The following is a 21,597-nucleotide window of genomic DNA, read 5'->3' as shown; positions in this document are numbered from 1 at the left end:
TTCAGGAGAGAGCAGCTTGCAATTCGGTCTGGCGGGAAGCGGTTAAGCTTTCTGCCGACTGCATCCCAAGGCGATATTTGCGATAGGCGACAAAGCCTGAGAGATAGTGCTCGACATCGTCGATGCGCACGCGAAAAGCGTGGTGACAAATGAAAAAACTGCCATTGATCCGCTCGGGGTTTGCATAAAACATCGCAAGTTCTGGCCAGAAATGGCCATTGAGTAAGTGATGCGCTCGTCTTTCCAGCGCGAAATAAAACTTCTTGAGATCGACATCTTCCAGAAGTGGTGCGAGCTTTGGATCGGCCTCAATCCTCTTGACCATCTGCTGCGCTGCCATCATCAGTTCGAGAAGAGTCGGGAAAGTTGTGATGCGGTTGCTGACGAAATCCAGATAATCCGCAAAATTACGGATGCCGAATTCGTAATATTTCTGTTGTGGTCGATAACGGGTCAACTCATTGACGGAATAGGAAAGCCAATGATCATGCGCCTTCCAGTGATCGGCTTCGATGAAATGCTGAAAAGCTTTTTCCACCGCGTCCAGCCATCGGGCGTCGTGGGTTAGCGAATAAAGTCGCATCAGCCCGAATGCTGCTTCGCCATCGTAATAGATGATGCGGAAAGGTTCTTTGACGCTCAGCGATGGATAATTGAGGACGTGGTTGAATTTTCCCGTTTCCCGATCCTGCATATGCAAAATGCCGAGCGCGAGTTTTCCAGCAATGGCAGATAGCGGTCGGTTCCCGTCAACTCGCTGTATTTGACCAGAGCCAGCAGGCAAACGGCATTGCCGCCAAGTTTGATTTCGCCATTCTCTTCCGTGAGAAAAGCCAGTTCCTTATCATCGTTATCGACTGTCTTGATGAGCTTGGTGGTGAGATGCATAAGCCCGCGCTCAATCGCATCTTTCAGCGCGACGTCTCGGGTGACTTCCCAGGATTCAAGCATTGCATAAAGCGTGCTCGTGTGGCGGAGCGTGTTGTAGGTCTTGATCTGATTGTCGAAGCACGGATGCCAGCCATAGATAAAGCGTCCGTCCTCACCCAACTGGCTTGTGAGAAACCGACTGCCGCGTTCAATCAGCCCGCCGACATCGGCGATATCCATCATTTCGACTGCTCTGCGTCCGGCGTTCGGCCCCGAACCGGGGATCAGATGGACGGTATCGTCGTCATCAGTCGTGAACAGCGCTTTTGTGGAGAAAACATAAAACTGCTCCACTTCAGACACCGGGATTTTCTCAAATCCCCGCGAGCGCTTTGCATAGCGGTTGAAGTTCGCTTCATTGAGAATTGCGGTCGGGATCGATGGACCGCCGTAAAGCATGGCGTTGCCATTCAGTTCAGTTTCGAGAAAAGCCGTCTGAAATCGCGCATCGAGTGCGATGCCATAGCGGAAATAATTCCGTTTGACTTGACCAAGACGCTTGATCAGTTCCTGGTCATCGATCTCTTCAACGCTTTCCACCCAATCGACCGCAGCCATTTTATATCGATTTTCGACTTGGCGATGGTCTGTCGCAATTTCTCCAGGCCTGCATTCCAGCAGTCTTTGAAGCTTCCGGCGGTGGCGGTCAGTGTTTGTGCGCGGGATTTTGTGTCGGTGAAAGAAAAGAAAAGAATAAAGGGAGGCGTTTGCCCATTGAGTGGCTGGATATCTCGTTCAATTGCCAGATGAACACGCGAAATCATGTTCTGCAGCTTGTCTGATACCTTGCCAGCATCTCCCAATGTGTTTTTAAATCTTTCGGCATGCGTTTCCGAGATTGTAGATATAATTGGGCAAACGGCAATTACGATTGTTCTGCCGATCCCGCGTTCTAAGCGAGATCAGTTTTAGCAAAGTCATTACCTTTATAGATAAGCGGTAAGCGGTGGACTTTGGCCGCAGCATAAGAAAAACAGTCCCCAAAATTCAACGCCGCCGGATGACCGGCAACCTTCCCATACTCGGCCGCAGCATCCAGTGCGCGGTTTCCAATCGCGGCATCGATCGCGATTTCTTTAGCTTCGAGCGCCTGTATGAAATCGTCCACGACTTCTCGCGCCGCAGTAATAACTTTGGTGCGATCAATTTTATCATTAGCCGCTGTGATGTGTATCCGTGAGATGGCCATCACAGCTTCAAACCGTACAAGCGAGGTTATGTAAAAGCGTGCCTTGGTATCGTTCAGTCGCTTCTCAATCTCTTCAAAGCCGGGTTCCTCATTAATAATAGCCACGATAGCCGATGCATCAACGAAGCTCATTCACCGTTCTCCCAAAGATCGTCCATAAGCTTCTTTTGATCCACACCGGCTATAGGACGACCAAGGAGGTCGCTACGCTTATCTCTGATAGCAGCGAACTTGTCGCGCAATGGAGTGTTGCGGCTTATGCGTTCAACCTCATGCTGCAGGGCGATGCGAACGGCATCAACTTTTGTTTTAACGCCTCCCTGTTTCATGATTTGATCGAGTAGATTCTCTACGTTAGAATCCTTGATATAAAGAGCCATGTGTATATCCTTTTTGATATATATACCATATCTTGTTTTATATATATCAAGTCATTTAGACAGAGTAAACCTGTCTCATCCATTCAGTTACGGTCGGATCTGTTGCAAACTTTTCAGTCAGTTAAAAGCGTGCTTATCCTTGGGCACACTTATGCTGCGAGGTCCGCAAAGACCTGAAATGGCGAACGGTTGTGGTTGGCGAATTGGTTCTTGCGGATCATGTGGGCTACTTCGATTCCTGCGATGGTGGCCGAGGCGGAATGGAATGCCTTGAAGCCCATCATTGGCTTGGTGATCCGTTTGATAGAGCGGTGGTCTTGCTCAAGGATATTATTGAGGTATTTTATCTGCCTGATTTCGATAATATCACCTGTTCCGGTGAATTTCAGGATGGTGTTAACAGCTTGAAGGCCAGCCAGATTGGTGCCGCTTTTGTCAATGACAACCTTCTCGGGAACGCCGTTAGTTGCAATGGCTTTCTTGAAAAAGCGCCGCGTCGCAGCCAGATCCCGACGTTCAGACAGCATGAAATCAAGCGTTTGGCCATCGCGGTCGACAGCTCGATACAGATAGGTCCATTTACCCCGAACCTTGAGATAAGTTTCATCGACACGCCAGGAACTGGCCATGCGGCGTTTGCGTAATTGAGCTTGCTCCTCGATCTGCGGTGCATAACGAGTGACCCAACGGTTCAAGGTTGCATGATCAACGGCTACTCCGCGTTCGTTCAGAATTTCCTGAAGGTCACGATAGGAAACCGGATATCGTACGTAAAAGAATACCGCGTGCATACCCAAAGATGACGCCAGCGGCCGCGCCCCGCCAAGCGGCCAGCAACTCTTAACTCGCGAGTTGACGCGGCGTACGCTACGCCCCTAAGTCCGAGGCGGCTGACCCACCGGCCATCAAACCGGCCATTTCTGCGGTATATCTTCCGCTGTCAATTTAATTACGCCTATGATATCATTAGCGAATTGAACGATAAGAATGCGGCCATTAAAGCGGCCAGAAAGCCAGCCTTACTATGCCAATCCGAGACGATGGCGAAACAACAGGACTATTCGAGCCGCTGCTGGTTTCAGAAAGCTCGAAACACCGCGGGAAGCTGGCCGATCTTGCGTTAGAGCTTGCTACGCGCTCCGAAGGATTCCGCCGGAGCCTGCCCGTCTCCATAGCAACGGCGCTGGCCGATCTCGTGCGGTCGATGAACTCCTATTACAGCAATCTGATCGAGGGGCATAATACCCATCCGGTCGATATCGAGCGCGCGCTGCATAATGACTACAGCGCCGACCCCGAAAAGCGCAATCTTCAGCTCGAAGCCAAGGCCCATATCACTGTTCAAAAGTGGATTGATGATGGCGGCATTATCGCGTCCCCGACTAATCCAGATGTTATTCGGGAGATACACCGGCGCTTTTGTGCGCTTTTGCCCAAAGAGCTGTTGTTTGTGAATGACCTGACCACCGTAGAGGATGTCGAGGTCATTCCCGGCGCGCTACGCGAGCGCGATGTGCAGGTCGGACGGCACATTGCTATCAGCGCCGGCGCGGTGCCGCGTTTTCTGGCGCGCATGGATGCCGCCTACTCCAAGCTTGGCAGGGTTGATGCAATCCTGGCCGCTGCCTCTGCTCATCATCGATTGCTATGGGTTCACCCGTTTATTGACGGGAACGGACGCGTTGCGCGTTTGATGTCCTATGCCATGCTGCTTAAATCGCTGGATACGCGCGGCCTTTGGTCCGTAGCACGGGGGCTCGCTCGCCGAGAATCCCGCTACAAGCAGCATCTTGCCACGTGCGATATGAAACGGCGCAACGACATGGATGGGCGCGGCACGTTGAGCGAAGAGACGCTAGCGGAATTTACAGCCTTCTTTCTGGAAGCCTGTATCGATCAGGTCAGTTTTATGGAAGAACTGATGAAGCCGGAAAGGCTGCGTGATCGGATCATGATTTGGACAGAAGAGCAAATTAGGGCCGATGCATTGCCGCCCAAGTCCGATATCGTCCTCAAGGCCATTCTGTACCAAGGCGAATTGCAACGTAGCGAGATCGCGCCGCTATTGGGATTAAGCGACCGCGCAGCGCGTCGGGTTACGTCAGCCCTGATCGACATCGGCGCGGTGACATCGGAAAGCACACGCGCGCCGCTCTACCTTGCTTTTCCTGCAAAATTTGCAGACCGCTGGATGCCAGGTCTTTTCCCCGAACTTTGAGATAGGTCTCGTCAACTCGCCAGGAACTGGCCGTGCGGCGTTTGTGCAATTGAGCTTGCTCCGCGATCTGCGGTGCATAACGAGTGACCCAACGGTTCAAGGTTGCACGATCAACGGCTACTCCGCGTTCGGCCAGAATTTCCTGAAGGTCACGATAGGAAACCGGATATCGTACGTAAAAGAACACCGCGTGCATAATGACGCTTTTGGGGAAATGTGCGCCTTTGAAATCGACCGCCATCCGCTTCCGCCTCACTCAAGTTCTACATAGTTTCATGTGATAACTCATCAGATGTAAAAAAATTGCACATAACCTGTACCTTCGAATGGTCCATCGCGATACCGCGCTCAGCCATCATTTCATTCAGATTGCGCAGGCTCAGATTGTAAGCCAAATACCACCGAACACACAGAAGGATGACGGACTTATCGAAATGGCGGCCTTTGAACATCGAACAACCCAGCGTTTTGAAACCTAGAAACTTATATCGTGTTCATTGACGAAAAGTTTGCAACACAGCCAGCAACAATGGGCCTCGCCTCAGCGACACCACTTTCTCTCAAGCAGCAGTTTACAGCGCTCGCAGCATAACTACGTCCAAAGTTAAGCCGTGTTCTGTGCCAAACTAATTTTTGCAGCGGAACCCTTGCGCCATGGCATGGAAGTTTGCCACAACCGACGCTATGTTCGGCGGTAATTGCAATCGTGGAGAATTCCATTGAAGATATTCATTTTCGGCAGTGTGAACGTGGATGTAAGCGCCAGAATGGCAGCACTGCCGCGTCCCGGCCAGACACTCAATGCGTCGGGCTATGGCATTGGCCTTGGCGGTAAGGGTGCCAATCAGGCGGTAGCTGTGGCAAAGCTTGGCGGTGACATTCGCTTTGTCGGTGCGGTTGGTAACGATGCTTTTGGCGAGATGGCTGTCAAAGAGATGCAGCAGTTTGGGCTGAATACCGACGGTGTCCGCATGATTGATGGTGTCGATACCGGCATTGCGATCATTCAGGTCGAAGAAGCAGGGCAGAACACGATTGTTGTTTGCGCAGGTGCCAATGCACATTGGTCGGCTTCCGATGTCGATGCCTATGCGTCTGATATCGCCAAGGCAAAGATCACGCTGTTACAGCGCGAAGTCCCGCATGAAGCCAATCTGGCTGTTGCAAAGGCTGTGAAAGCTGCTGGTGGCACCGTGCTGCTCGACCCCGCACCTGTGGGTGATGCAAGCCGCATGGCTGACTTGATTTCCTTGAGCGAGATCATTTCGCCCAATGAAACGGAAGCGGCTGAAATTACTGGCATTGAACCCACCGATATTGCATCGGCAGAAGCTGCTGCGCGCAAGCTTCTTGAACGTGGCCCGAAGATCGTGATCGTCAAGCTTGGCGGGCGTGGCTCATTGCTTGTCACTGCTGACGAGGTCAAGCACTTTGAACCGTTCAAGGTGAAGGTGGTCGATACGGTTGCTGCCGGTGACAGTTTCAATGGCGGTTTTGCCGTTGCTTATTCGCAAGGTCAGTCGCTGCATGATTGCGTGCGCTTTGCGTCTGCTTCCGGTGCGATTGCTGTTACCCGTGTTGGTGCTGGTTCAGCTGCGCCAACGGCTCAGGAAGTGACGCAACTTCTGCAAAATAATCGGTAAAACTGCGAAAAAATCACGAAATATTGAAGCAAAGAAGCCGCAAGATTCATAATCTTGCGGCTTCTTTTCGGGTTTCCTTGTGATTTTGGGCACATCCCGAAAAGTGTGTAACGGTTTTCAGGATGCGCGTAAAAATTTAAAGCGTGGCGAGGCGTTCTGTGAGTAGCGCGAAGAAGCCATCAGCATCGACGTCCTTAATGAAGAGTGCGTTCTTCGGACGATCGGTCACTTCCCACCAGTCGACGACTGTTTCGCCGATGGTCAGCTCCGAATTGATCTCGATTTCCACGTTGCAATGACGGCCCGAGTAAAGTTCAGGCTTCAGCAGATAGGCGATGACGTTCGGATCGTGCAGCGGGCCGCCATCGGTGCCGTATTTCGCTTCGTCATAGCGCTCGAAGAATTCGAGCCATGCTGCAACCACTTCGCTGACATGCGTGCCGATGCCGCGAATGGCGGCGATGCGCTTTTCGGTCGTCAGTACCTTGTGGGTGACATCGAGCGGCATCATGGTGATCTGGATGCCCGATTTGAAGACAACCGCAGCAGCATGTGGATCAACATAGATGTTGAATTCTGCCGATGGCGTGATGTTACCACCTTCAAAATAGCCGCCGCCCATCAGCACGATTTCCTTGACGCGTTCGGCAATCTTCGGCTCGCGGATCAGCGCAGATGCGATATTTGTGAGAGGGCCAAGCGGGCAGAGCGTAACGGTGCCAGCTTCTTCCTTCATCAGCGTTTCAATAATGAAATCAACGCCATGTTGCGCCTGAAGCGGCATGGTTGGCTGTGGCAGATCATAGCCATCTAGACCGGTTTTGCCATGGACGTTTTCAGCCGTTACCAGCGGACGCACCAGAGGGCGGATCGAACCGGCGAAGACTTTTGTGTCCGGCTTTTTTGCCACTTCGCAAATGGTGCGGGTGTTGATCTCTGTACGCGCCAGCGGGCCGTTGCCAGCCACGGCTGTGATGCCAAGAATATCGAGTTCCGGGCTTGCGAGTGCCAGAAGAATGGCGACTGCATCGTCCTGACCTGGATCGGTGTCGATAATGATTTTACGGGCCATGAAGGGTTCCTGCGTTAAAGCTTTTCCTGCAAAAGTGGGAAGCGATTTTGCGTTCGGAAAAGCGTGAAAAAGATTTAAACTGCGTTGCGCGCTGCATCAACGGTCTGGTCGACGAGCGCTTTGAAGGAGATTTTCGCCGGACGGCGCATATAGGTGACAATGTCGTCGGCCAGAAGCGGTTTTGACCAGCGTTCCGCAATGATGCCGGGGCCGTGCTGGATGGCGATCATGCTTAGAATCTGTGCTGCATTGCAGTCGACATCGTGGCCTATGCCGCAGACGATTTCGAGCGTGCGATCAAAATCACCTTCGCCAAACCAAAGTGCCACCACTTGTGCTGCGGCGTTTGGTGTGACGTGAATCCAGTTATACTCGGCATATTCCGCATCGCATTTTGCCCATGCATCCTGCCATTTATCGGCAGAGCGGCAGGCATTCAGCGCAAACGCCAGCACCGCACCATATTCGGTATCGTTCGAGAAAAGCGCTGCCGTGGAGACGAGCAATTCGCGTGTATCGCTCACTGCAAAGGCGCGTGCGGCCATGACGGCATTGAAAACTTCGCCCAAGATTCCGTTTCCGGCGTGCGAAATTTCCGCGTCCATCCACGCGAGGCGGGCTGCTTCGCGTGCCCGGCCCGGCACGACCATGCCGCAGATTGTGCCGCGCATCTGTGCGCCGATCCATTCATCGAATGGATTGTCAGATGTGCCGGTTTCAGGCGCTGTAAGCCCCCGACGCATGTTGGAAAGTGCGATTGCCTCCGCAGACCAGCCAAGCGGGATGAGCGACGTCCAGCGTTCAGCAATGTCGGTACTGGTAACGGCAGCCCCCTTGTCGCCAAAGGCTTCGAGAAAGGCGATCTCGAAGGTGATATCGTCATTATAGGTGTTGGGTTCGCGTACATAATCGCGGATTGGGCCGAAGACTTCGGCGATGTTTTCGGCTGTATAGCCTTCAAGGGCCGTGCCAGCGGCTGCCCCCACCAGCTGTGCCATCCACGCACCCGAGGTGCGCGCGCGGAAATCATCGGAGCTAAGATCATAAGCCACGTCTTCCGGCCATTTGACCGTTGCGTCAAAACCTTCCCATGATGCAAAACGCGTAGTCTTTTGCGATGGGTGGTTCGGGTCCGGCTTTGCCGCCCGCATCAGCACGCGCAAACGCATATCGATGCGATAAAGCGTTTCAAAGTCGCCGCGCTCCAGCGCTGCAAGCCCATCGCGCAGAAGCTCCGCATATGGTGCAAGCACATAGCCCTTGTTCTCCAGCGATTGCAGCGCGCCAGCCATCAGACATTCAGGCGCTGCCGATCCCGGCACATTGCTTTTCCAGAACATTGCCATGAGGTCGTCCTGCGCCTTCATGACTGCACTTGCATCCCATGTCTGTTCTTCTGCTGTGCGTATGACAGGTTTGGTGTCGCGCAACAGATCGCGTGTAAGCTCCCAGGCTTTCATGTTTTTCTCATTCTTATGCATGTCAGGATTTCTTCAATTGTCTTGCACGCCGCTGTCTTCTGGCGGCATGCACTGTCAGCACCACGACGGGCACGAGATAGGGGATCATCTGCATCAGCTCGAACGGAAGTCCGAGGCTTTGCAGCGTAATGGCAAGAGATTCTGCTGCGGCCAGTACAAGGCTTGCGGCCAGTGTCCCCCACGCAGTTCCCTGTCCCATAACCTCCGCTGCAATGGCAATGAAGCCGCGACCGGCCGTCATGTTCTGGCCAAACCATGTGACATAGCCGAGCGAAAGATAAGCACCCGCAGCACCGCCAAATATGCCCGAAAGCACCAGCGCCTGCATTTGCACACGCTTGACGTGAATGCCTGCCGCACGTGCGGATTTGGGATCAACGCCCGTTGCACGCACATGAAGGCCGAAGCGTGTACGCATCATCATGAGGCTAACAGCAGGCACAGCGAGCAATGCTGCAAAGCTCAGTATGTGGATATTGCCGATATAAGGTATGGCAAAGCTTGGCAGTGCGCCGCTTTTCAACGCGCCTGACATGCCCTTGTCGCCGGTGGCAAGAAAAAGCCCCAGCGTGGTGCCTGCTGCTGCCGCAATGTTGAGCGCGATACCGGTCATGATGAGGTCAGTACCGAGCCGGTTGACCGACAAGGACATCAGCCAGCCAAGGAACGCCCCCACAATAAGAGCTGCGAGCAGGCCGATGGCAGGACTGCCCGTTGCAGCACTTGCGAGAACTGCAATCAATGCTGCAATCAGCATCATGCCTTCCATGCCGATATTGAGCACGCCTGCGCGGTCAGAGATCATCACGCCCAATGCCGCCAACAAAAGAGGCGTGGCCACACGCAGAATTGTTGCGATGAAGGAAGGATCGAGAATTTGTGCAAGAACGGCGCTCATGACTGTTCTCCTTCCCGGTTGCGCAAGTTTCGGATCAGACGCAGCACAGTTGGATGATTGTGAATGACACTGGCCGTTGCACCCACCATGATGGCGGCGGTGACAAGTCCCACGACTTCGGTCGGAATATTCATGTTCCGTGCCAGAAGATCGCCACCTACCTGAACAAAGCCTAAGAACAATGCTGCCGGAACGACCAGAAACGGGTTTTCGCGTGCGAGAATTGCAACGACAAGACCAGTCCAGCCATAACCGGGCAGATCGAGCCATGCGAAACGATTGTGCAGGCCCAGAACTTCGAGCGCACCAGCCATGCCTGCCACTAGACCGCCAATGATCTGCGCACGCATGACTATTCCCTTGAGTGGCAGGCCAAGATGGTTGGCGAGGCCGGGGCTGGACCCTGCAATACGGATATTGAGGCCCGAGCGCGTCCAGTAGAGCCAGATGCCGCCTGCGATGCAGGCGAGGATCGCAATGATCGAGCCGCTGTTAAGGCGCGTGCCTGCCAGAAGTCGTTCGAGCTTGGCGTCAGGCGGAATGCGCATGGACATCATACCGCCGGCTGCCGGATCACGGATCACGTAATTGAGCACGAACAGCCCCAAAAACAGGAAGGCATAGTTCAGAACCAGTGATGTCACCATTTCGGATGCGCCAAAGCGCAGGCGCAATGCCGCTGGAATGGTGCAGGCAAAGCTACCCGCAACCGCACCGCATAAAATGGCGACAGGCAGCGAGAACCAGCCAAGCGAAGGCAGCAGAACCGCACCCGCAACCGCACCCAGACCACCGAGGTAAAAGCCGCTTTCTGCGCCGAGATTAAACAAGCCAGAGCGGAACAGAATGGTGATAGCAAGACCTGTAAGCATGATCGGCGTTGCGGCTTCAACCACATTACCCATATGGCGAATGCTGCCGAAGGGGCCGAGGAAGAAGGTTCTGAGAACGCCTGCCGGATTATCCTGCATCAATGCCAGAGGCACCAGCAGGGCCGCCATGATGACGCCGATTACCAGCACGGTCAGAAAGAAGGGAATAAGATAGGATATAAATCTACGCATCAGGCAACATTCCTCGTGCCAAGCATATACGGGCCGAGAACCGCTGGAGTGATGTCTGGTCCATTCTTGAGAACGGCAACAATGCGACCATTGAAAAGCACGACGATACGGTCGCTGAGCCGCAGCAATTCATCAAGATCAGCACTGACGAGAAGCACAGCACAGCCACCCTGCGCAACCTCATCAATACGACGATGCAGGAAGGCTGCTGCTGAAACGTCGATGCCACGTGTAGGCTGGTCGGCGATCAGAAATTTCGGATTGGTGGCGAGTTCGCGTGCAGCGATGAGCTTCTGAGCATTGCCGCCCGACAACGAGTCGAGCCGTTCGGTGATTGCGCCTGCACGCACCGAATATTGTTTGATCATGCCGCTGACGCGTGCCTTGATCGCATTCCAGCGCAGGAAAGGACCCCAATAGATTGGGGGACCTGCGGTCTTGTTGTGACGACCGGTTCCGGCAATTGCGTTTTCCGCCAGCGAAAGACCGGGCGCACCGCCCTGCGAAAAGCGATCGGCTGGCAGATAGGCGAGACCCTTTTTGCGCCAGCTTGCGGTTTTGGCAGCAAGCATGTCTGCGCCATTCAGACGAATAGCCCCGCTGCTCGCTTCCATAAGACCTGAAAGGACCGAAACAAGTCCGCGCTGTCCGCTGCCATCAACGCCTGCAACGCCAACGATTTCGCCCGCGCCGATCGTCAGGCTTACATCGCGGATACGGTCGGCAGGGTCGAGCGCCAGTGTGGTAACGCCCTGCATTTCGAGAACTGTTTCCGTCGGCCCCTGCTTATGGGCGCGCTCAGGAATATCGACAGCGTGACCCATGACCATTTCCATGATGGCATCATCAGGCACGTCGGCGAGCTTTTCGGTGCCAGTGACCATGCCCGCACGCAACACAGTGACGCTTTCAGCAAGTTCGCGCACTTCGTTGAGCTTGTGCGAAATGAAGAGAATGGTGATGCCTTCGTCGCGTAGCGCTTTCAGCCTGCGCATCAGCTCTTCGATTTCCGGTGGCGAGAGAACAGCGGTCGGTTCGTCAAGGATCAACAGGCGCGTGCGCCGCGACAGCGCCTTGAGAATCTCGATCTTCTGTTGTGCAGCAACAGATAGCGTACCTGTGATCGCGTCCGGGTCGGCATGCAGATCATAATGCTGCATCAGCTCTTCGACCATTTTACGTGCGCTTACACGGTCAATAAAGCCGTTCTTCACCGGCTCATGGCCGAGGATGATATTTTCAGTGACGGTCAGCGTCGGCACAAGCGAGAAATGCTGGTGCACCATGCCAATGCCCTTGGCGCTGGCATCTTCCGGCGACCAGGAAGTAATATGCTGGCCATCGATGATGATTTCGCCTGCGGTGGCGTTCTCGATGCCGAACAGGATTTTCATGAGTGTGGATTTGCCAGCGCCGTTCTCGCCGCAAATGGCGTGGATGGAGCCTGCGCGGATCGAGAACGACACATCACGTAAAGCCTGCGTGCCGTTCGGATAGACCTTGCTCACATCGCGGAAGGCAACGATTGGGCGGAAGGCGACGATTGCATCGCCGCCTTCATTGTTTTCAGCTTGTTTTTCCACGATCAGGGACGAACCTTGTTGCGGATCGCGTTGAGATCCTCGGTGCTCATGCCAAATGCGGTTGGAACCGTGATCTTGCCTTCGGAAATCTCGTCGGAAGCCTTCTTGATGGCATCCTTCATGTCCTGCGAGGCCATGGACGCCATATTGCCGTCCTGTACGATGCCCACAGCGCCTTCCTTCAGGCCGAGCGCTTCCGCTTTGCCGAATGGCAGATTGCCCTCCTTGAAGCGGTCATAGGCCTGCAAAAGACTGACATCGACGTTCTTCAGAACGGAGCTGACAACCTGCTTGGCCATCGCCGGATCGCTGTCCTTGAAGATGCCTTCCTGATCGGAATCCACACCCAGAACATATTTGCCGGTTTCTTTCGCTGCTGAAAGCTGGCCAAGGCCGGTCTGCGAGGCAACGACGAAGCCGAGCGCCACATCGGAGCGATATTGTGCGAGGCCGAGTTCCTTGCCCTTTGCCGCATCCATGAAGGAGCCTGCATAGGAAATGGCGATTTTCACGTCTGGCGAAATTGCCTGAGCACCGGCAACATAGCCGACGAGGAAGTCGTTGATAACCGGAATGTCCATGCCGCCGAGGAAGCCGAGATTCTTGCCAACATCACCAAGCTTGCCTTGCTTGAGAAGCTCTGCCGCAAGCATACCGCCGAGGTAAGAACCTTCGTTCTGCTTGTACTGGATCGAATAGACGTTGTCGTAGCCGCCTTCTTCATAGGGCACGCTTGCGTCATAAAGGACATATTTCTTGTCAGGATACTGCTGCGCGACCGAGCCTACGGTTTCCGACATCTGATAGGTGCCGCCGATGATCAGGTCCCAGTCCTGTTCGGACGCATCGAGGAAAACCGGCTCCCATTTGGTCGGATCGTCGCCGATTTCCAAAATCTTGGTCTCGACGTCGTCGCCATATTTGTCCTTGATCATCTTCATGCCATTGGCAGCGGAATCGAAGAAGGATTTATCGCCGAGCGCGCCATTGACGATGAGCAGGATCTTGTCCTGCGCTTGCGCTGCCGTGGTGGCAACAGTGCTCATCGCTGTTGACGCAGCGAGCGCAAAAGCAAGATGAAACATTCCCCGTCTGGTGGACTTGAACACAACAGAACTCCATTTTTATAACACTATAGAGATGGAATTTCTGCTTTGGGCTTATCGCCTCGTTCTACAGATCCCCCACACTTGCCCGATCAAACGACGGCGCATGGTGCAAGTCAATCTCCAATTTAGGGGCCCGCTGTGGACAAGGTAAGGCTATTGCGTCGAAACCTGTTAAAGCTTTCGATTATTTCACAAATGCCTGGCTTGGATGGCGCAGAGTGGGATCAAAAGGATTGAGTTTCTCGGTAATAATGGCTGCTTCCTTGCGCAAAAGCTCGGTGATCGTGTGCTGACGTTTTTCTGTTAATCGTGAAGCCAAAGTGCCGATACTGAGCGCCGCTACTGCTTCGCCATTGCGATTGAGCACAGGAACGCCGAGGCCTGCCATGCCATCGATCATGTTGAAGTTGAACGTGGATGCACCGGTTTCGCGCACTTCCGCGATCATGATGCGAAGATCAACTTCGTCAATGGTGGCCTTGTCCAGAATGCGGGGCATGTTGAAGCGAATGATGGCTTCGCGCTCTTCTTCCGGCAGAAAGGACAGAATGGCGAGACTGCCCTGACCGATGCCGAGCGGCACTTTACCGCCGATATCGCCGGTATAGGAGCGGATCGGAAAAGGACCTTCCACGCGATCAAGACAGACGGCATCGAAATTGCTGCGCACCAGCAAGAAGACCGTATCGTTGAACGTCGTTGAAAGCCTTAAGAGCGATGGGCGCGCAAGGCTCAGAATGCCATCACGCTGACGGGCCTGTGCTGCCATGGCGAAAAAGTCCAGCGACAGGCGATAGGCTTTCTTGTCGGGAAGCTGCTCGACAAGGTCCTCGGCAATCAGCGTCTTCAACAATCGATGTGCCGATGGCTGGCTCAATTCGAGATCCCGCGCCAGATCGATGAGCCGAACTCCGTCTTCCGTGCTTGCCGCCAAACCCTTCAAAATATGAATTGCCTTCACCAGACTTGAGTTAAGCGAGGCACCAGATTTCGTATTCTCTGATATATCATCCATAAAGTTGCTTCCAAATTCTGTATTTTGAAAGAAATATATAATTTATTCCGAAATTGAAAATTATAATTTGTAATCGTTCAAAATTTTCTGCCATTTGAAATCGTCGCCAATGGGAAGGTCAGGCAAGGCATTGAATGGATGCCGAGCGGATCGGCGGTATTTGCTTCAGACTTGGGGAACGCTGCGGCTGCACAAGCGGTCGAACGGTCATGCGTTCAAACAATCAGGTCCGATAAGCGCTCAAATGCGCGATCAAGCCGCTCCCCTCAGCCAGTCCTATGAAGAGGCGACGTGAACCAATATCGCGGCGCTTCCGTTCCCCCACTTTGACTGGCGGAAGTCTTGCCGAGAGGGAGACGCAATGAGCTTTTTGACCCTTTCCAATATTTCCCGTTACTACGGCAAGTTCGCAGCCGTTGATAACTTCAATCTGGAGATTGAAAAGGGAGAGTTCATTTCACTTCTCGGCCCGTCGGGTTGCGGCAAAACCACGACCTTGCAGATGATCGCCGGTCTTGTGCCACCATCGTCGGGTGCGATTACGCTCGATGGAAGCGATATCACCCGGCTGGCTCCTGCCAAGCGTGAATTGGGTGTGGTGTTCCAGAGTTATGCGCTGTTTCCGCATATGACGGTTGCGCAGAATGTCAGCTTCGGTCTGGAAATGCGCAAAGTGCCAAAGGCGGAACGCGAAAAGCGTGTACGCGATGTGCTGGAACTGGTTCGCCTCAGCGCATTGGCCGAGCGCTATCCGCGCGAAATGTCGGGCGGTCAGCGTCAGCGCGTCGCCATTGCGCGCGCGCTGGTCATCAACCCGCCGGTGCTGTTGCTCGATGAACCTCTGTCCAATCTTGATGCGCAGCTGCGTGAAGAAATGCAGTTTGAACTGCGTCGCATCCAGCGCACGGTTGGCATAACCACTATCATGGTGACCCACGATCAGGCCGAAGCGCTGTCGATCAGCGACCGCATCGTGGTGATGGAAAAGGGTGTGATTACGCAGGTTGATGCGCCTTACAAGCTCTATGAGCACCCGCATAACCACTTTATTTCCAACTTTGTTGGCAAGTCGAACTTCCTGAAGGCGCAGGCCGATGGTGCGACTGTTTCGGTTGCCGAAACCGATATTCGCTTTCCGTCAGCTGACCAGAGCGTTTCGGGTGAAGTTTCAGTATTCATTCGCCCGGAAAAAGTCCATCTCGTTGATGCCGGCGAAGGCCAGATCAGCGGCGAGGTGACAACACGCTACTTCATGGGCAGCCAGTGGCTGCTCGGTGTATCGACCAAGGCTGGTCAGCTTTCCGTGGCTTTGCCAAATCTGGGCAATCCACCGCCTGCGGAAGGCACAACGGTTGGCCTTGCCTGGAACCATGAAGATTGCCGCATCCTGAATGCGGGAGCGAACTGATCATGAGTGCCGTTTCGCAGACAACGACCGGGGAAACAAAAGAGCGGCGGAATTATTTGCCGTTATTCCTGACCGGACCTTCCACCCTTTTGTTCTTCGCGTTGGTGCTTTTGCCCCTGGCGCTGACCGTCATGTTGTCGTTCAACTCGTACAGCTATGACAAGGGCATTCAGGACGTCTTCACCGTCGCCAATTACACGCAGGTGCTTCAGGACCCCTATTACCTGAACATTTTCTGGCGCACATTGCGGCTTGCGCTGATTACCACGGTGATTGCAGTCATTATCGGTGTGCCGGAAGCCTATATTCTCTCGAACATGCGCGCGCCTTGGCGCTCGATCTTCCTGCTGGTCATCATCGGGCCGCTTCTGGTTTCGGTTGTGGTGCGTACATTCGGCTGGAGCATGCTTTTAGGCCGCAACGGTCTCGTCAACAGCACGCTTGAACTGCTGGGCCTGCCCGCAGCGCAGATCCTTTATACCGAAACGGCAATCGTGATTGGTCTTGTGCATATCATGCTTCCATTCATGGTGATCCCGGTCTGGACCGTGCTGCAAAAGCTTGATCCGACGGTTGAAGCTGCGGCGCTGACACTGGGTGCCTCGCGTTTTACAGCACTGCGTCGCGTGGTGTTCCCACAGGCCGTTCTTGGCATTTTGTCGGGTAGCCTGATCGTCTTCGCGCTCTCGGCAAGCTCGTTCGCAATCCCCGGTCTGTTGGGTGGTCGCCGTCTCAAGATGGCGGCAACAGTTGTCTATGATGAGTTCCTGATCGAGCTCAACTGGCCGCTTGGTGCTGCCATCGCGATCATCGTTCTCCTCGCCAATCTCATCATCATGATTGCCTATAATCGCATGCTCGAAGGGCAAGCGAGAAAGAAGCTGGGGTAACCGCAATGACAAAGAACGGTCCTTTCGCACTCTTCTTTCACACGCTGGTCGTCATATTCATGCTGGCGCCGATGGTTGTGGTCTGCCTCGTGGCGTTCACGCCGGAAAACACGCTGTCCATGCCATGGAATGGCTTGTCGCTGCGCTGGTTTGAGGCAGTCTTTGCGCACAATGACTTTATGACCTCGTTCTCCAACAGCCTGAAGCTTGCAATCTTCTCGGCGACGATTTCAACACTGCTTGCTGTTCCTTCCGGCCTTGCAATCGCTCAGTACAAGTTTCGGGGCCGTGATGCGCTCAATGCGTTGTTTCTCTCGCCGCTGATCATCCCGCATCTGGTGCTGGGCGTCGCGTTTTTGCGCCTGTTCTCGCTGATGGGCCTGACCGGCTCGTTCGCCTGGCTGGTCGCAACCCACGTGATCGTCGTCACACCTTATGCGTTGCGTCTGATCCTGGCATCGCTGAGCGGTATGGATCGCAATGCGGAAAATGCAGCCCGCACTTTGGGTGCTGGTGAATGGACAGTGTTCCGCCGCGTTACGCTGCCACTTTTGCTGCCGGGATTGTCGGGCGGCTGGTTGCTTGCCTTCATCAATTCGTTCGATGAACTGACCATGTCGATCTTCGTCACCTCGCCATCAACCGTCACATTGCCGGTGCGCATGTATATGTATGCAAGCGAATCCATCGATCCGATGATGGCTGCGGTGTCGGCGCTGATGATCCTGGTTGCGACTGTGACCATGGTGATTATCGACCGCCTGTTTGGTCTCGACCGCGTCCTCGTGGGCAAGGGCTGATAGGGGCGCACATATCATGGCGGTTACAGTTTCGCCTTTAACGGCTCAGTTCCGCAGGCGGTATCGTCTCAATGAACAGCCGGTTGGCTTCCTGCTCGATGGCGTCCCCTTTGAGGGACGCCGTGGAGACACGGTGCTGACAGCTATTCTCTCGGTGCAGGGTAAAGTGCGTCATACAGAATTTACCGGTGAGCCGCGTGCAGGCTTCTGCCTCATTGGTGCGTGTCAGGATTGTCATGTCATGACGGTGGAAGGCAAACGCCTGCGCGCTTGCACAACGCTGCTTGAAGACGGCATGGAATTTGTGACGGAGCCGTTCGCATGAGTACGTTTCTCAATCCGGTGATTGTGGGCGCTGGTCCCGCAGGCATTCGCGCGGCTGAAATGCTGATCAAAGCCGGTCATCGTCCGATTGTGCTTGATGAAGGCATGCGCGCTGGTGGGCAGATTTATCGCCGTCCGCCGTTCGACGATGGCCGCAGCTATAAAGCGCGTTATGGTTCGGAAGCCCATAAGGCGGAAGCGCTGCATAAGACGTTTGATCACTTACGCGATGCGATTGATTATCGTCCGGAAACGCTGGTCTGGAACATTTCACGCGATGAGACCAACCGCCTTGATCTGATGTCGGGCGGTGTTCATGTGCAATTGCCTTACAGCCATCTGCTGCTTGCAACGGGGGCGACGGACCGTGTGTTGCCGTTTTCCGGCTGGACAAAGCCCGGCGTCTATACGCTTGGAGCCTCGCAGACGGCATTGAAAGCACAGGACTGCACCATTGGCGAACGCGTGGTGTTCATGGGTTCCGGCCCGCTGCTTTATCTGGTGGCATGGCAATATCATCATGCCGGCGCGAAGGTTGCAGCGGTTCTCGACACGGCATCCTTCAGTTCAAAATTTCATCTGGCGCATTTGGCCCTTCATGCGTCGCGCATTGTGGCACTCGGCGCTTATTATGGCTTGCGGCTGAAGCTTGGCGGCGTGCCGATCCATTATAATGTTCGGCCAGATGAAGTACTGGGCGCGGGCCATGTTGAAGGCGTTCGCTATCGCTCAGGCAAGCGTCAGCGCGAGATTGAATGCGATGCACTGGCTTACGGTTTTGCGCTGCGGCCTGAAACCCAGCTTGCCGATCTTGCGGGCTGTGATTTTAGTTTTAACGAACGTGACCGGGCATGGTTGCCGGTGGCGGATGCTCTTGGCCGTACGAGTGCCAATGGTGTTTATGTGGCGGGCGATGGTGCCGGAATTGCAGGTGCGGATGCAGCTGAAATTCGTGGGAAGCTGGCGGCAATTGCCATGATCCGCGATCTTGGTGGCACGGCGGATCCGGCGCTCGAACAGCGTCTTATCAGTGAACTGGATGCGATCTATCGTCAGCGTCTGATTTTGGAGAAGGCATTTCCCTTCCCGCATGACTGGTTTGAAACCGTCGGACAGGATGTCACGCTCTGCCGTTGCGAAGAGATTAAGCTCAGCGAAGCCCGAGCGGTCATCAGTGACGGCAATACAAGTGAGATCAATCGACTGAAAGCGTTGAGCCGTGTGGGTATGGGGCGTTGTCAGGGCCGTATGTGCGCGGCTGCTGCGGCCGAACTTCTGGCAGCAATGCAGGATAAATCTCCATCGGAAGCAGGCCGCATTCGTGCGCAGGCACCGGTCAAACCGATCCCGCTTGGCTTCGGCGCAAAATCTGCGCACGAGGTGCGGTCATGACAAAGCGCCTTCAGGCTGATGCTTTGATTATCGGCGGTGGAATTGTTGGCGGTTCAGCGGCGCTTTTCATGCGTCAAGCCGGGTTGTCGGTTATCCTTCTCGACAAAGGCTTCTGCGGCGCGCAGGCAAGCGGCGTCAATTATGGCGGCGTGCGCAGGCAGGGTCGCGAACCTGAGCAAATCGCCTTGTCGCAGCGCTCGTTTGATATCTGGGCGCGTCTGCCTGAACTCATTGGCATCGACGGCGAGTATATTCGCAGTGGTCATTTGAAACTTGCACGCACGCCAGAGAGCTTTGCGTCTCTTGAAGCCTATGCGGAACGGGTCAGGCCGCTTGGACTTGAGCTGGAACTGATCGGTGGCAATGCCGTGAAAGAGCGCTTTCCATGGCTGACGGGTGATGTGGCTGGCGCCTCGCTTTGTGCGGAAGACGGTCACGCAAATCCGCGTCTTGTTTCGCCTGCCTTTGCGCGCGCTGCAAAGGCTCTGGGTGCAACGGTACTGGAAAATACGCCTGTCCACGAAGTGCAGACAACAGGTGATGGTTTCGCGGCGCTGGCGGGTGACGGCATCGAAATTCGTGCGGGCATGGTCTTTAATTGCGCAGGTGCCTGGTCGGATCGCTTTGCAGCATCCTTTGGCGAGCCGGTTCCATTGAAGCGGATTTATCCCTCGATGGTGGTGACAGAGCCGATGCCGCTGCGTCTGCCCATGAGCCTCGGCGAAGAGGGCGGCGGTTTCTATGGTCGTCAGGTGACGCGTGGCAATTATATCATGGGCGGCGGGCGCGGAACACCGCTTGAAAACCCGGATTTCTCGCGTCCTTCGGTCAATGCCGCATCGTCCGTGATGCTGCGTGCCATCGAACTGTTTCCGCATCTTCAACATGCACAGGTCATCCGCTTCTGGTCGGGGACGGAAGCAGAGATGCCGGATGATAATCCGGTTATTGGGCCAAGTGGCCGCGTCAAAAACCTCTTTCATGGCTTCGGCTTTAACGGTGCGGGTTTTCAGACCGGACCTGCCGTCGGCGCTGTGCTGTGCGATCTGGCCGTCAAAGGCGAGACAGAAACACCGATCGAGGCTTTCTCGATCAATCGATTTAACCATCCAACCTCAAATCACAAAGGGAACTAGCATGAAAAAGCAACACATGACTGCAATGTCCGCACTGGCGCTTGGCCTGTCCGCAGCTTTCGTTTCGGGCGCGTCCGCTCAGACTAAGACGCTTTATATTGGCATGAATGGTGGCAATATGGAGCGCGCTTATACCGAGAACGTGCTACCGGAATTCGAGAAGGCCAACAATGTGAAGGTCGTTGTCGTGCCGGGTACATCTGCCGATATTCTCGCCAAGGCGACCGCGCAGAAAGACAATCCGCAGATGCACGTTATGCTGCTCGATGATGGTGTGATGGTGCGCGCAATCAATGCAGGCCTTTGCCAGAAAATCTCTGATGATCCGGTTCTCGCCGACATTCAGCCTGCGGCACGTCTCAAGGACGACATGGCAATCGGCGTGGATATGGGTATGACCGGCATCGCTTATAACAAGAAGCTGTTCGACGAAAAAGGCTGGACCGCTCCAACGTCATGGATGGATTTCGCCGACGAGAAATACAACAAGGCTGTTGTTTTCCAGTCTGCGTCCGCTTCGACCTTCGGCCTTCATGCATTCCTTATGTTTAACCGTATTCAGGGCGGCGACGACAAGAACCTTGAGCCGGGCTTCGAGAAGTTCCCGGACCTGATCGGCAAGAACGTTCTGGAATTCATCCCGTCATCGGCAAAGATTTCGGAAATGGTTCAGACCGGTGAAGCTGCAATCTTCCCGCTGACACCAACCGGTGTGAACAACCTCAAGGACAAGGGCATTCCGGTTGAATACGCTCAGCCGAAGGAAGGCTCAGTCGTTCTCGCTGTGACCGAATGTGTGCTGGCTGGCAACAACGAACCAGAACTGAGCCAGAAGCTTGCGCATTATCTGCTTTCGGCTGATGCACAGAGCAAGGCGCTTGATCATGGCAATGTGATCCCATCGAACCAGAAGGCCACGGCCGGCTCGCCTGAAGCGCAGGCCAAGCTCGATGCTTTCAATGGTTACATGAAAACAGCCAATACGCTTGACTGGGATGCAGTGAACGAAGGTCGCCAGCAGCTCAACAACCGCTGGAACCGCACAATCGAACAGTAAGATCGTCT

At 54.5% G+C, this 21,597-nt stretch carries 21 protein-coding genes and 2 pseudogenes; 9 read left to right on the top strand and 14 right to left on the bottom strand.

The genetic code is table 11. The features are described 5' to 3' along the window. Position 1: 1 nt before the first annotated feature. From ACSME1_RS13235 to ACSME1_RS13215, 5 genes are all read right to left on the bottom strand, one after another. Positions 2 to 694, bottom strand: a complete 693-nt coding sequence (locus ACSME1_RS13235; protein WP_435655359.1) for a hypothetical protein — start codon at positions 692 to 694, stop codon at positions 2 to 4. Beyond that, a complete protein-coding gene (locus ACSME1_RS13230) occupies positions 640 to 1,488 on the bottom strand; it encodes a hypothetical protein (protein WP_435655358.1) in 849 nt (282 codons plus the stop codon). The genes ACSME1_RS13235 and ACSME1_RS13230 overlap by 55 nt, the downstream gene beginning before the upstream one ends. A gap of 334 nt (positions 1,489 to 1,822) precedes the next feature. After that, the gene (locus ACSME1_RS13225; RefSeq protein ID WP_435655357.1) at positions 1,823 to 2,251 is read right to left on the bottom strand and encodes a type II toxin-antitoxin system VapC family toxin; all 429 of its coding nucleotides are present in this window, start codon (positions 2,249 to 2,251) and stop codon (positions 1,823 to 1,825) included. Beyond that, positions 2,248 to 2,499, bottom strand: a complete 252-nt coding sequence (locus ACSME1_RS13220; protein WP_424577284.1) for a type II toxin-antitoxin system VapB family antitoxin — start codon at positions 2,497 to 2,499, stop codon at positions 2,248 to 2,250. The genes ACSME1_RS13225 and ACSME1_RS13220 overlap by 4 nt, the downstream gene beginning before the upstream one ends. Before the next feature lie 149 nt (positions 2,500 to 2,648). Beyond that, positions 2,649 to 3,290 (bottom strand): IS6 family transposase, encoded by a 642-nt coding sequence (locus tag ACSME1_RS13215; RefSeq protein WP_435655453.1) that lies wholly within the window; start codon positions 3,288 to 3,290, stop codon positions 2,649 to 2,651. Between the two features lie 233 nt (positions 3,291 to 3,523). Between ACSME1_RS13215 and ACSME1_RS13210 the strand changes: the two genes are divergently transcribed. After that, a complete protein-coding gene (locus tag ACSME1_RS13210; RefSeq protein ID WP_435655356.1) occupies positions 3,524 to 4,717 on the top strand; it encodes a Fic family protein in 1,194 nt (397 codons plus the stop codon). Here the strand turns inward: ACSME1_RS13210 and ACSME1_RS13205 are convergent. Together ACSME1_RS13205 and ACSME1_RS13200 are read right to left on the bottom strand one after the other, a co-directional pair. Then, positions 4,701 to 4,958 (bottom strand): annotated as a pseudogene (locus ACSME1_RS13205) (IS6 family transposase); the annotation flags it as partial. The gene ACSME1_RS13210 and the pseudogene ACSME1_RS13205 sit on opposite strands and share 17 nt — an antisense overlap. Before the next feature lie 76 nt (positions 4,959 to 5,034). Further along, positions 5,035 to 5,169, bottom strand: a pseudogene (locus tag ACSME1_RS13200) (IS6 family transposase); the annotation flags it as partial. A 315-nt stretch (positions 5,170 to 5,484) separates the two neighbouring features. Here ACSME1_RS13200 and rbsK point away from each other — a divergent pair. Continuing rightward, the gene (gene rbsK, locus ACSME1_RS13195) at positions 5,485 to 6,360 is read left to right on the top strand and encodes a ribokinase (RefSeq protein WP_435655452.1); all 876 of its coding nucleotides are present in this window, start codon (positions 5,485 to 5,487) and stop codon (positions 6,358 to 6,360) included. Between the two features lie 136 nt (positions 6,361 to 6,496). Here the strand turns inward: rbsK and ACSME1_RS13190 are convergent, their stop codons facing one another. From ACSME1_RS13190 to ACSME1_RS13160, 7 genes are all read right to left on the bottom strand, one after another. Further along, positions 6,497 to 7,432 (bottom strand): nucleoside hydrolase, encoded by a 936-nt coding sequence (locus ACSME1_RS13190; protein ID WP_435655355.1) that lies wholly within the window; start codon positions 7,430 to 7,432, stop codon positions 6,497 to 6,499. A gap of 74 nt (positions 7,433 to 7,506) precedes the next feature. Then, positions 7,507 to 8,892, bottom strand: a complete 1,386-nt coding sequence (locus tag ACSME1_RS13185) for an ADP-ribosylglycohydrolase family protein (protein WP_435655354.1) — start codon at positions 8,890 to 8,892, stop codon at positions 7,507 to 7,509. 22 nt (positions 8,893 to 8,914) lie between these two features. Continuing rightward, positions 8,915 to 9,811: an ABC transporter permease gene (locus tag ACSME1_RS13180; RefSeq protein WP_024896965.1), complete on the bottom strand. Its 897-nt coding sequence runs from the start codon at positions 9,809 to 9,811 to the stop codon at positions 8,915 to 8,917. Next, a complete protein-coding gene (locus tag ACSME1_RS13175; RefSeq protein WP_435655353.1) occupies positions 9,808 to 10,875 on the bottom strand; it encodes an ABC transporter permease in 1,068 nt (355 codons plus the stop codon). Before ACSME1_RS13175 ends, ACSME1_RS13180 begins: the two co-directional genes overlap by 4 nt. Continuing rightward, the gene (locus ACSME1_RS13170; protein WP_435655352.1) at positions 10,875 to 12,458 is read right to left on the bottom strand and encodes an ABC transporter ATP-binding protein; all 1,584 of its coding nucleotides are present in this window, start codon (positions 12,456 to 12,458) and stop codon (positions 10,875 to 10,877) included. Before ACSME1_RS13170 ends, ACSME1_RS13175 begins: the two co-directional genes overlap by 1 nt. A gap of 2 nt (positions 12,459 to 12,460) precedes the next feature. Further along, entirely contained in the window at positions 12,461 to 13,567 is a 1,107-nt protein-coding gene (locus tag ACSME1_RS13165; RefSeq protein WP_435655351.1) for a BMP family ABC transporter substrate-binding protein, read from the bottom strand. Positions 13,568 to 13,751: 184 nt separating this feature from the next. Further along, positions 13,752 to 14,582: an IclR family transcriptional regulator gene (locus ACSME1_RS13160; RefSeq protein WP_024896961.1), complete on the bottom strand. Its 831-nt coding sequence runs from the start codon at positions 14,580 to 14,582 to the stop codon at positions 13,752 to 13,754. A gap of 361 nt (positions 14,583 to 14,943) precedes the next feature. On the opposite strand from ACSME1_RS13160, the gene ACSME1_RS13155 reads away from it, so the two are divergent. From ACSME1_RS13155 to ACSME1_RS13125, 7 genes are read left to right on the top strand one after another with little or no spacing between them, the layout of a single operon-like run. After that, positions 14,944 to 15,990, top strand: coding sequence for an ABC transporter ATP-binding protein (locus ACSME1_RS13155; protein ID WP_435655350.1), 1,047 nt, complete (start codon positions 14,944 to 14,946; stop codon positions 15,988 to 15,990). Between the two features lie 2 nt (positions 15,991 to 15,992). Then, positions 15,993 to 16,880 carry an ABC transporter permease gene (locus ACSME1_RS13150; protein WP_318579441.1) on the top strand — a complete coding sequence of 296 codons (888 nt, stop codon included), beginning with the start codon at positions 15,993 to 15,995 and terminating at the stop codon, positions 16,878 to 16,880. A gap of 5 nt (positions 16,881 to 16,885) precedes the next feature. Next, positions 16,886 to 17,680, top strand: a complete 795-nt coding sequence (locus ACSME1_RS13145) for an ABC transporter permease (protein ID WP_435655349.1) — start codon at positions 16,886 to 16,888, stop codon at positions 17,678 to 17,680. Between the two features lie 16 nt (positions 17,681 to 17,696). After that, positions 17,697 to 18,005 carry a (2Fe-2S)-binding protein gene (locus ACSME1_RS13140; RefSeq protein WP_435655348.1) on the top strand — a complete coding sequence of 103 codons (309 nt, stop codon included), beginning with the start codon at positions 17,697 to 17,699 and terminating at the stop codon, positions 18,003 to 18,005. Next, positions 18,002 to 19,396, top strand: a complete 1,395-nt coding sequence (locus ACSME1_RS13135; RefSeq protein ID WP_435655347.1) for an FAD-dependent oxidoreductase — start codon at positions 18,002 to 18,004, stop codon at positions 19,394 to 19,396. Before ACSME1_RS13140 ends, ACSME1_RS13135 begins: the two co-directional genes overlap by 4 nt. Further along, positions 19,393 to 20,532, top strand: a complete 1,140-nt coding sequence (locus ACSME1_RS13130) for an NAD(P)/FAD-dependent oxidoreductase (protein WP_435655346.1) — start codon at positions 19,393 to 19,395, stop codon at positions 20,530 to 20,532. Before ACSME1_RS13135 ends, ACSME1_RS13130 begins: the two co-directional genes overlap by 4 nt. A 1-nt stretch (position 20,533) precedes the next feature. Then, positions 20,534 to 21,589, top strand: a complete 1,056-nt coding sequence (locus ACSME1_RS13125) for an ABC transporter substrate-binding protein (protein WP_435655345.1) — start codon at positions 20,534 to 20,536, stop codon at positions 21,587 to 21,589. The last annotated feature ends 8 nt before the right edge of the window (positions 21,590 to 21,597 follow it).

The sequence above is a fragment of the Brucella pituitosa genome (genome assembly GCF_965577835.1).
Lineage (GTDB): Bacteria > Pseudomonadota > Alphaproteobacteria > Rhizobiales > Rhizobiaceae > Brucella > Brucella pituitosa.
The sequence above is the reverse complement of the archived record's forward strand: the minus strand, read 5'-3'. Positions and strand labels throughout refer to the sequence as shown.

Excerpts from the sequence above, each read along its gene's own strand:
- ACSME1_RS13185 (WP_435655354.1), bottom strand. The coding sequence starts at position 8,892 with ATGAAAGCCTGGGAGCTTACACGCGATCTGTTGCGCGACACCAAACCT.
- ACSME1_RS13125 (WP_435655345.1), top strand. The coding sequence starts at position 20,534 with ATGAAAAAGCAACACATGACTGCAATGTCCGCACTGGCGCTTGGCCTG.
- ACSME1_RS13235 (WP_435655359.1), bottom strand. The coding sequence starts at position 694 with ATGCAGGATCGGGAAACGGGAAAATTCAACCACGTCCTCAATTATCCA.
- ACSME1_RS13150 (WP_318579441.1), top strand. The coding sequence starts at position 15,993 with ATGAGTGCCGTTTCGCAGACAACGACCGGGGAAACAAAAGAGCGGCGG.
- ACSME1_RS13155 (WP_435655350.1), top strand. The coding sequence starts at position 14,944 with ATGAGCTTTTTGACCCTTTCCAATATTTCCCGTTACTACGGCAAGTTC.
- rbsK (WP_435655452.1), top strand. The coding sequence starts at position 5,485 with ATGGCAGCACTGCCGCGTCCCGGCCAGACACTCAATGCGTCGGGCTAT.
- ACSME1_RS13210 (WP_435655356.1), top strand. The coding sequence starts at position 3,524 with ATGCCAATCCGAGACGATGGCGAAACAACAGGACTATTCGAGCCGCTG.
- ACSME1_RS13180 (WP_024896965.1), bottom strand. The coding sequence starts at position 9,811 with ATGAGCGCCGTTCTTGCACAAATTCTCGATCCTTCCTTCATCGCAACA.
- ACSME1_RS13215 (WP_435655453.1), bottom strand. The coding sequence starts at position 3,290 with ATGCACGCGGTATTCTTTTACGTACGATATCCGGTTTCCTATCGTGAC.
- ACSME1_RS13145 (WP_435655349.1), top strand. The coding sequence starts at position 16,886 with ATGACAAAGAACGGTCCTTTCGCACTCTTCTTTCACACGCTGGTCGTC.
- ACSME1_RS13190 (WP_435655355.1), bottom strand. The coding sequence starts at position 7,432 with ATGGCCCGTAAAATCATTATCGACACCGATCCAGGTCAGGACGATGCA.
- ACSME1_RS13230 (WP_435655358.1), bottom strand. The coding sequence starts at position 1,488 with ATGGCTGCGGTCGATTGGGTGGAAAGCGTTGAAGAGATCGATGACCAG.
- ACSME1_RS13175 (WP_435655353.1), bottom strand. The coding sequence starts at position 10,875 with ATGCGTAGATTTATATCCTATCTTATTCCCTTCTTTCTGACCGTGCTG.
- ACSME1_RS13225 (WP_435655357.1), bottom strand. The coding sequence starts at position 2,251 with ATGAGCTTCGTTGATGCATCGGCTATCGTGGCTATTATTAATGAGGAA.
- ACSME1_RS13140 (WP_435655348.1), top strand. The coding sequence starts at position 17,697 with ATGGCGGTTACAGTTTCGCCTTTAACGGCTCAGTTCCGCAGGCGGTAT.
- ACSME1_RS13160 (WP_024896961.1), bottom strand. The coding sequence starts at position 14,582 with ATGGATGATATATCAGAGAATACGAAATCTGGTGCCTCGCTTAACTCA.
- ACSME1_RS13220 (WP_424577284.1), bottom strand. The coding sequence starts at position 2,499 with ATGGCTCTTTATATCAAGGATTCTAACGTAGAGAATCTACTCGATCAA.
- ACSME1_RS13130 (WP_435655346.1), top strand. The coding sequence starts at position 19,393 with ATGACAAAGCGCCTTCAGGCTGATGCTTTGATTATCGGCGGTGGAATT.
- ACSME1_RS13135 (WP_435655347.1), top strand. The coding sequence starts at position 18,002 with ATGAGTACGTTTCTCAATCCGGTGATTGTGGGCGCTGGTCCCGCAGGC.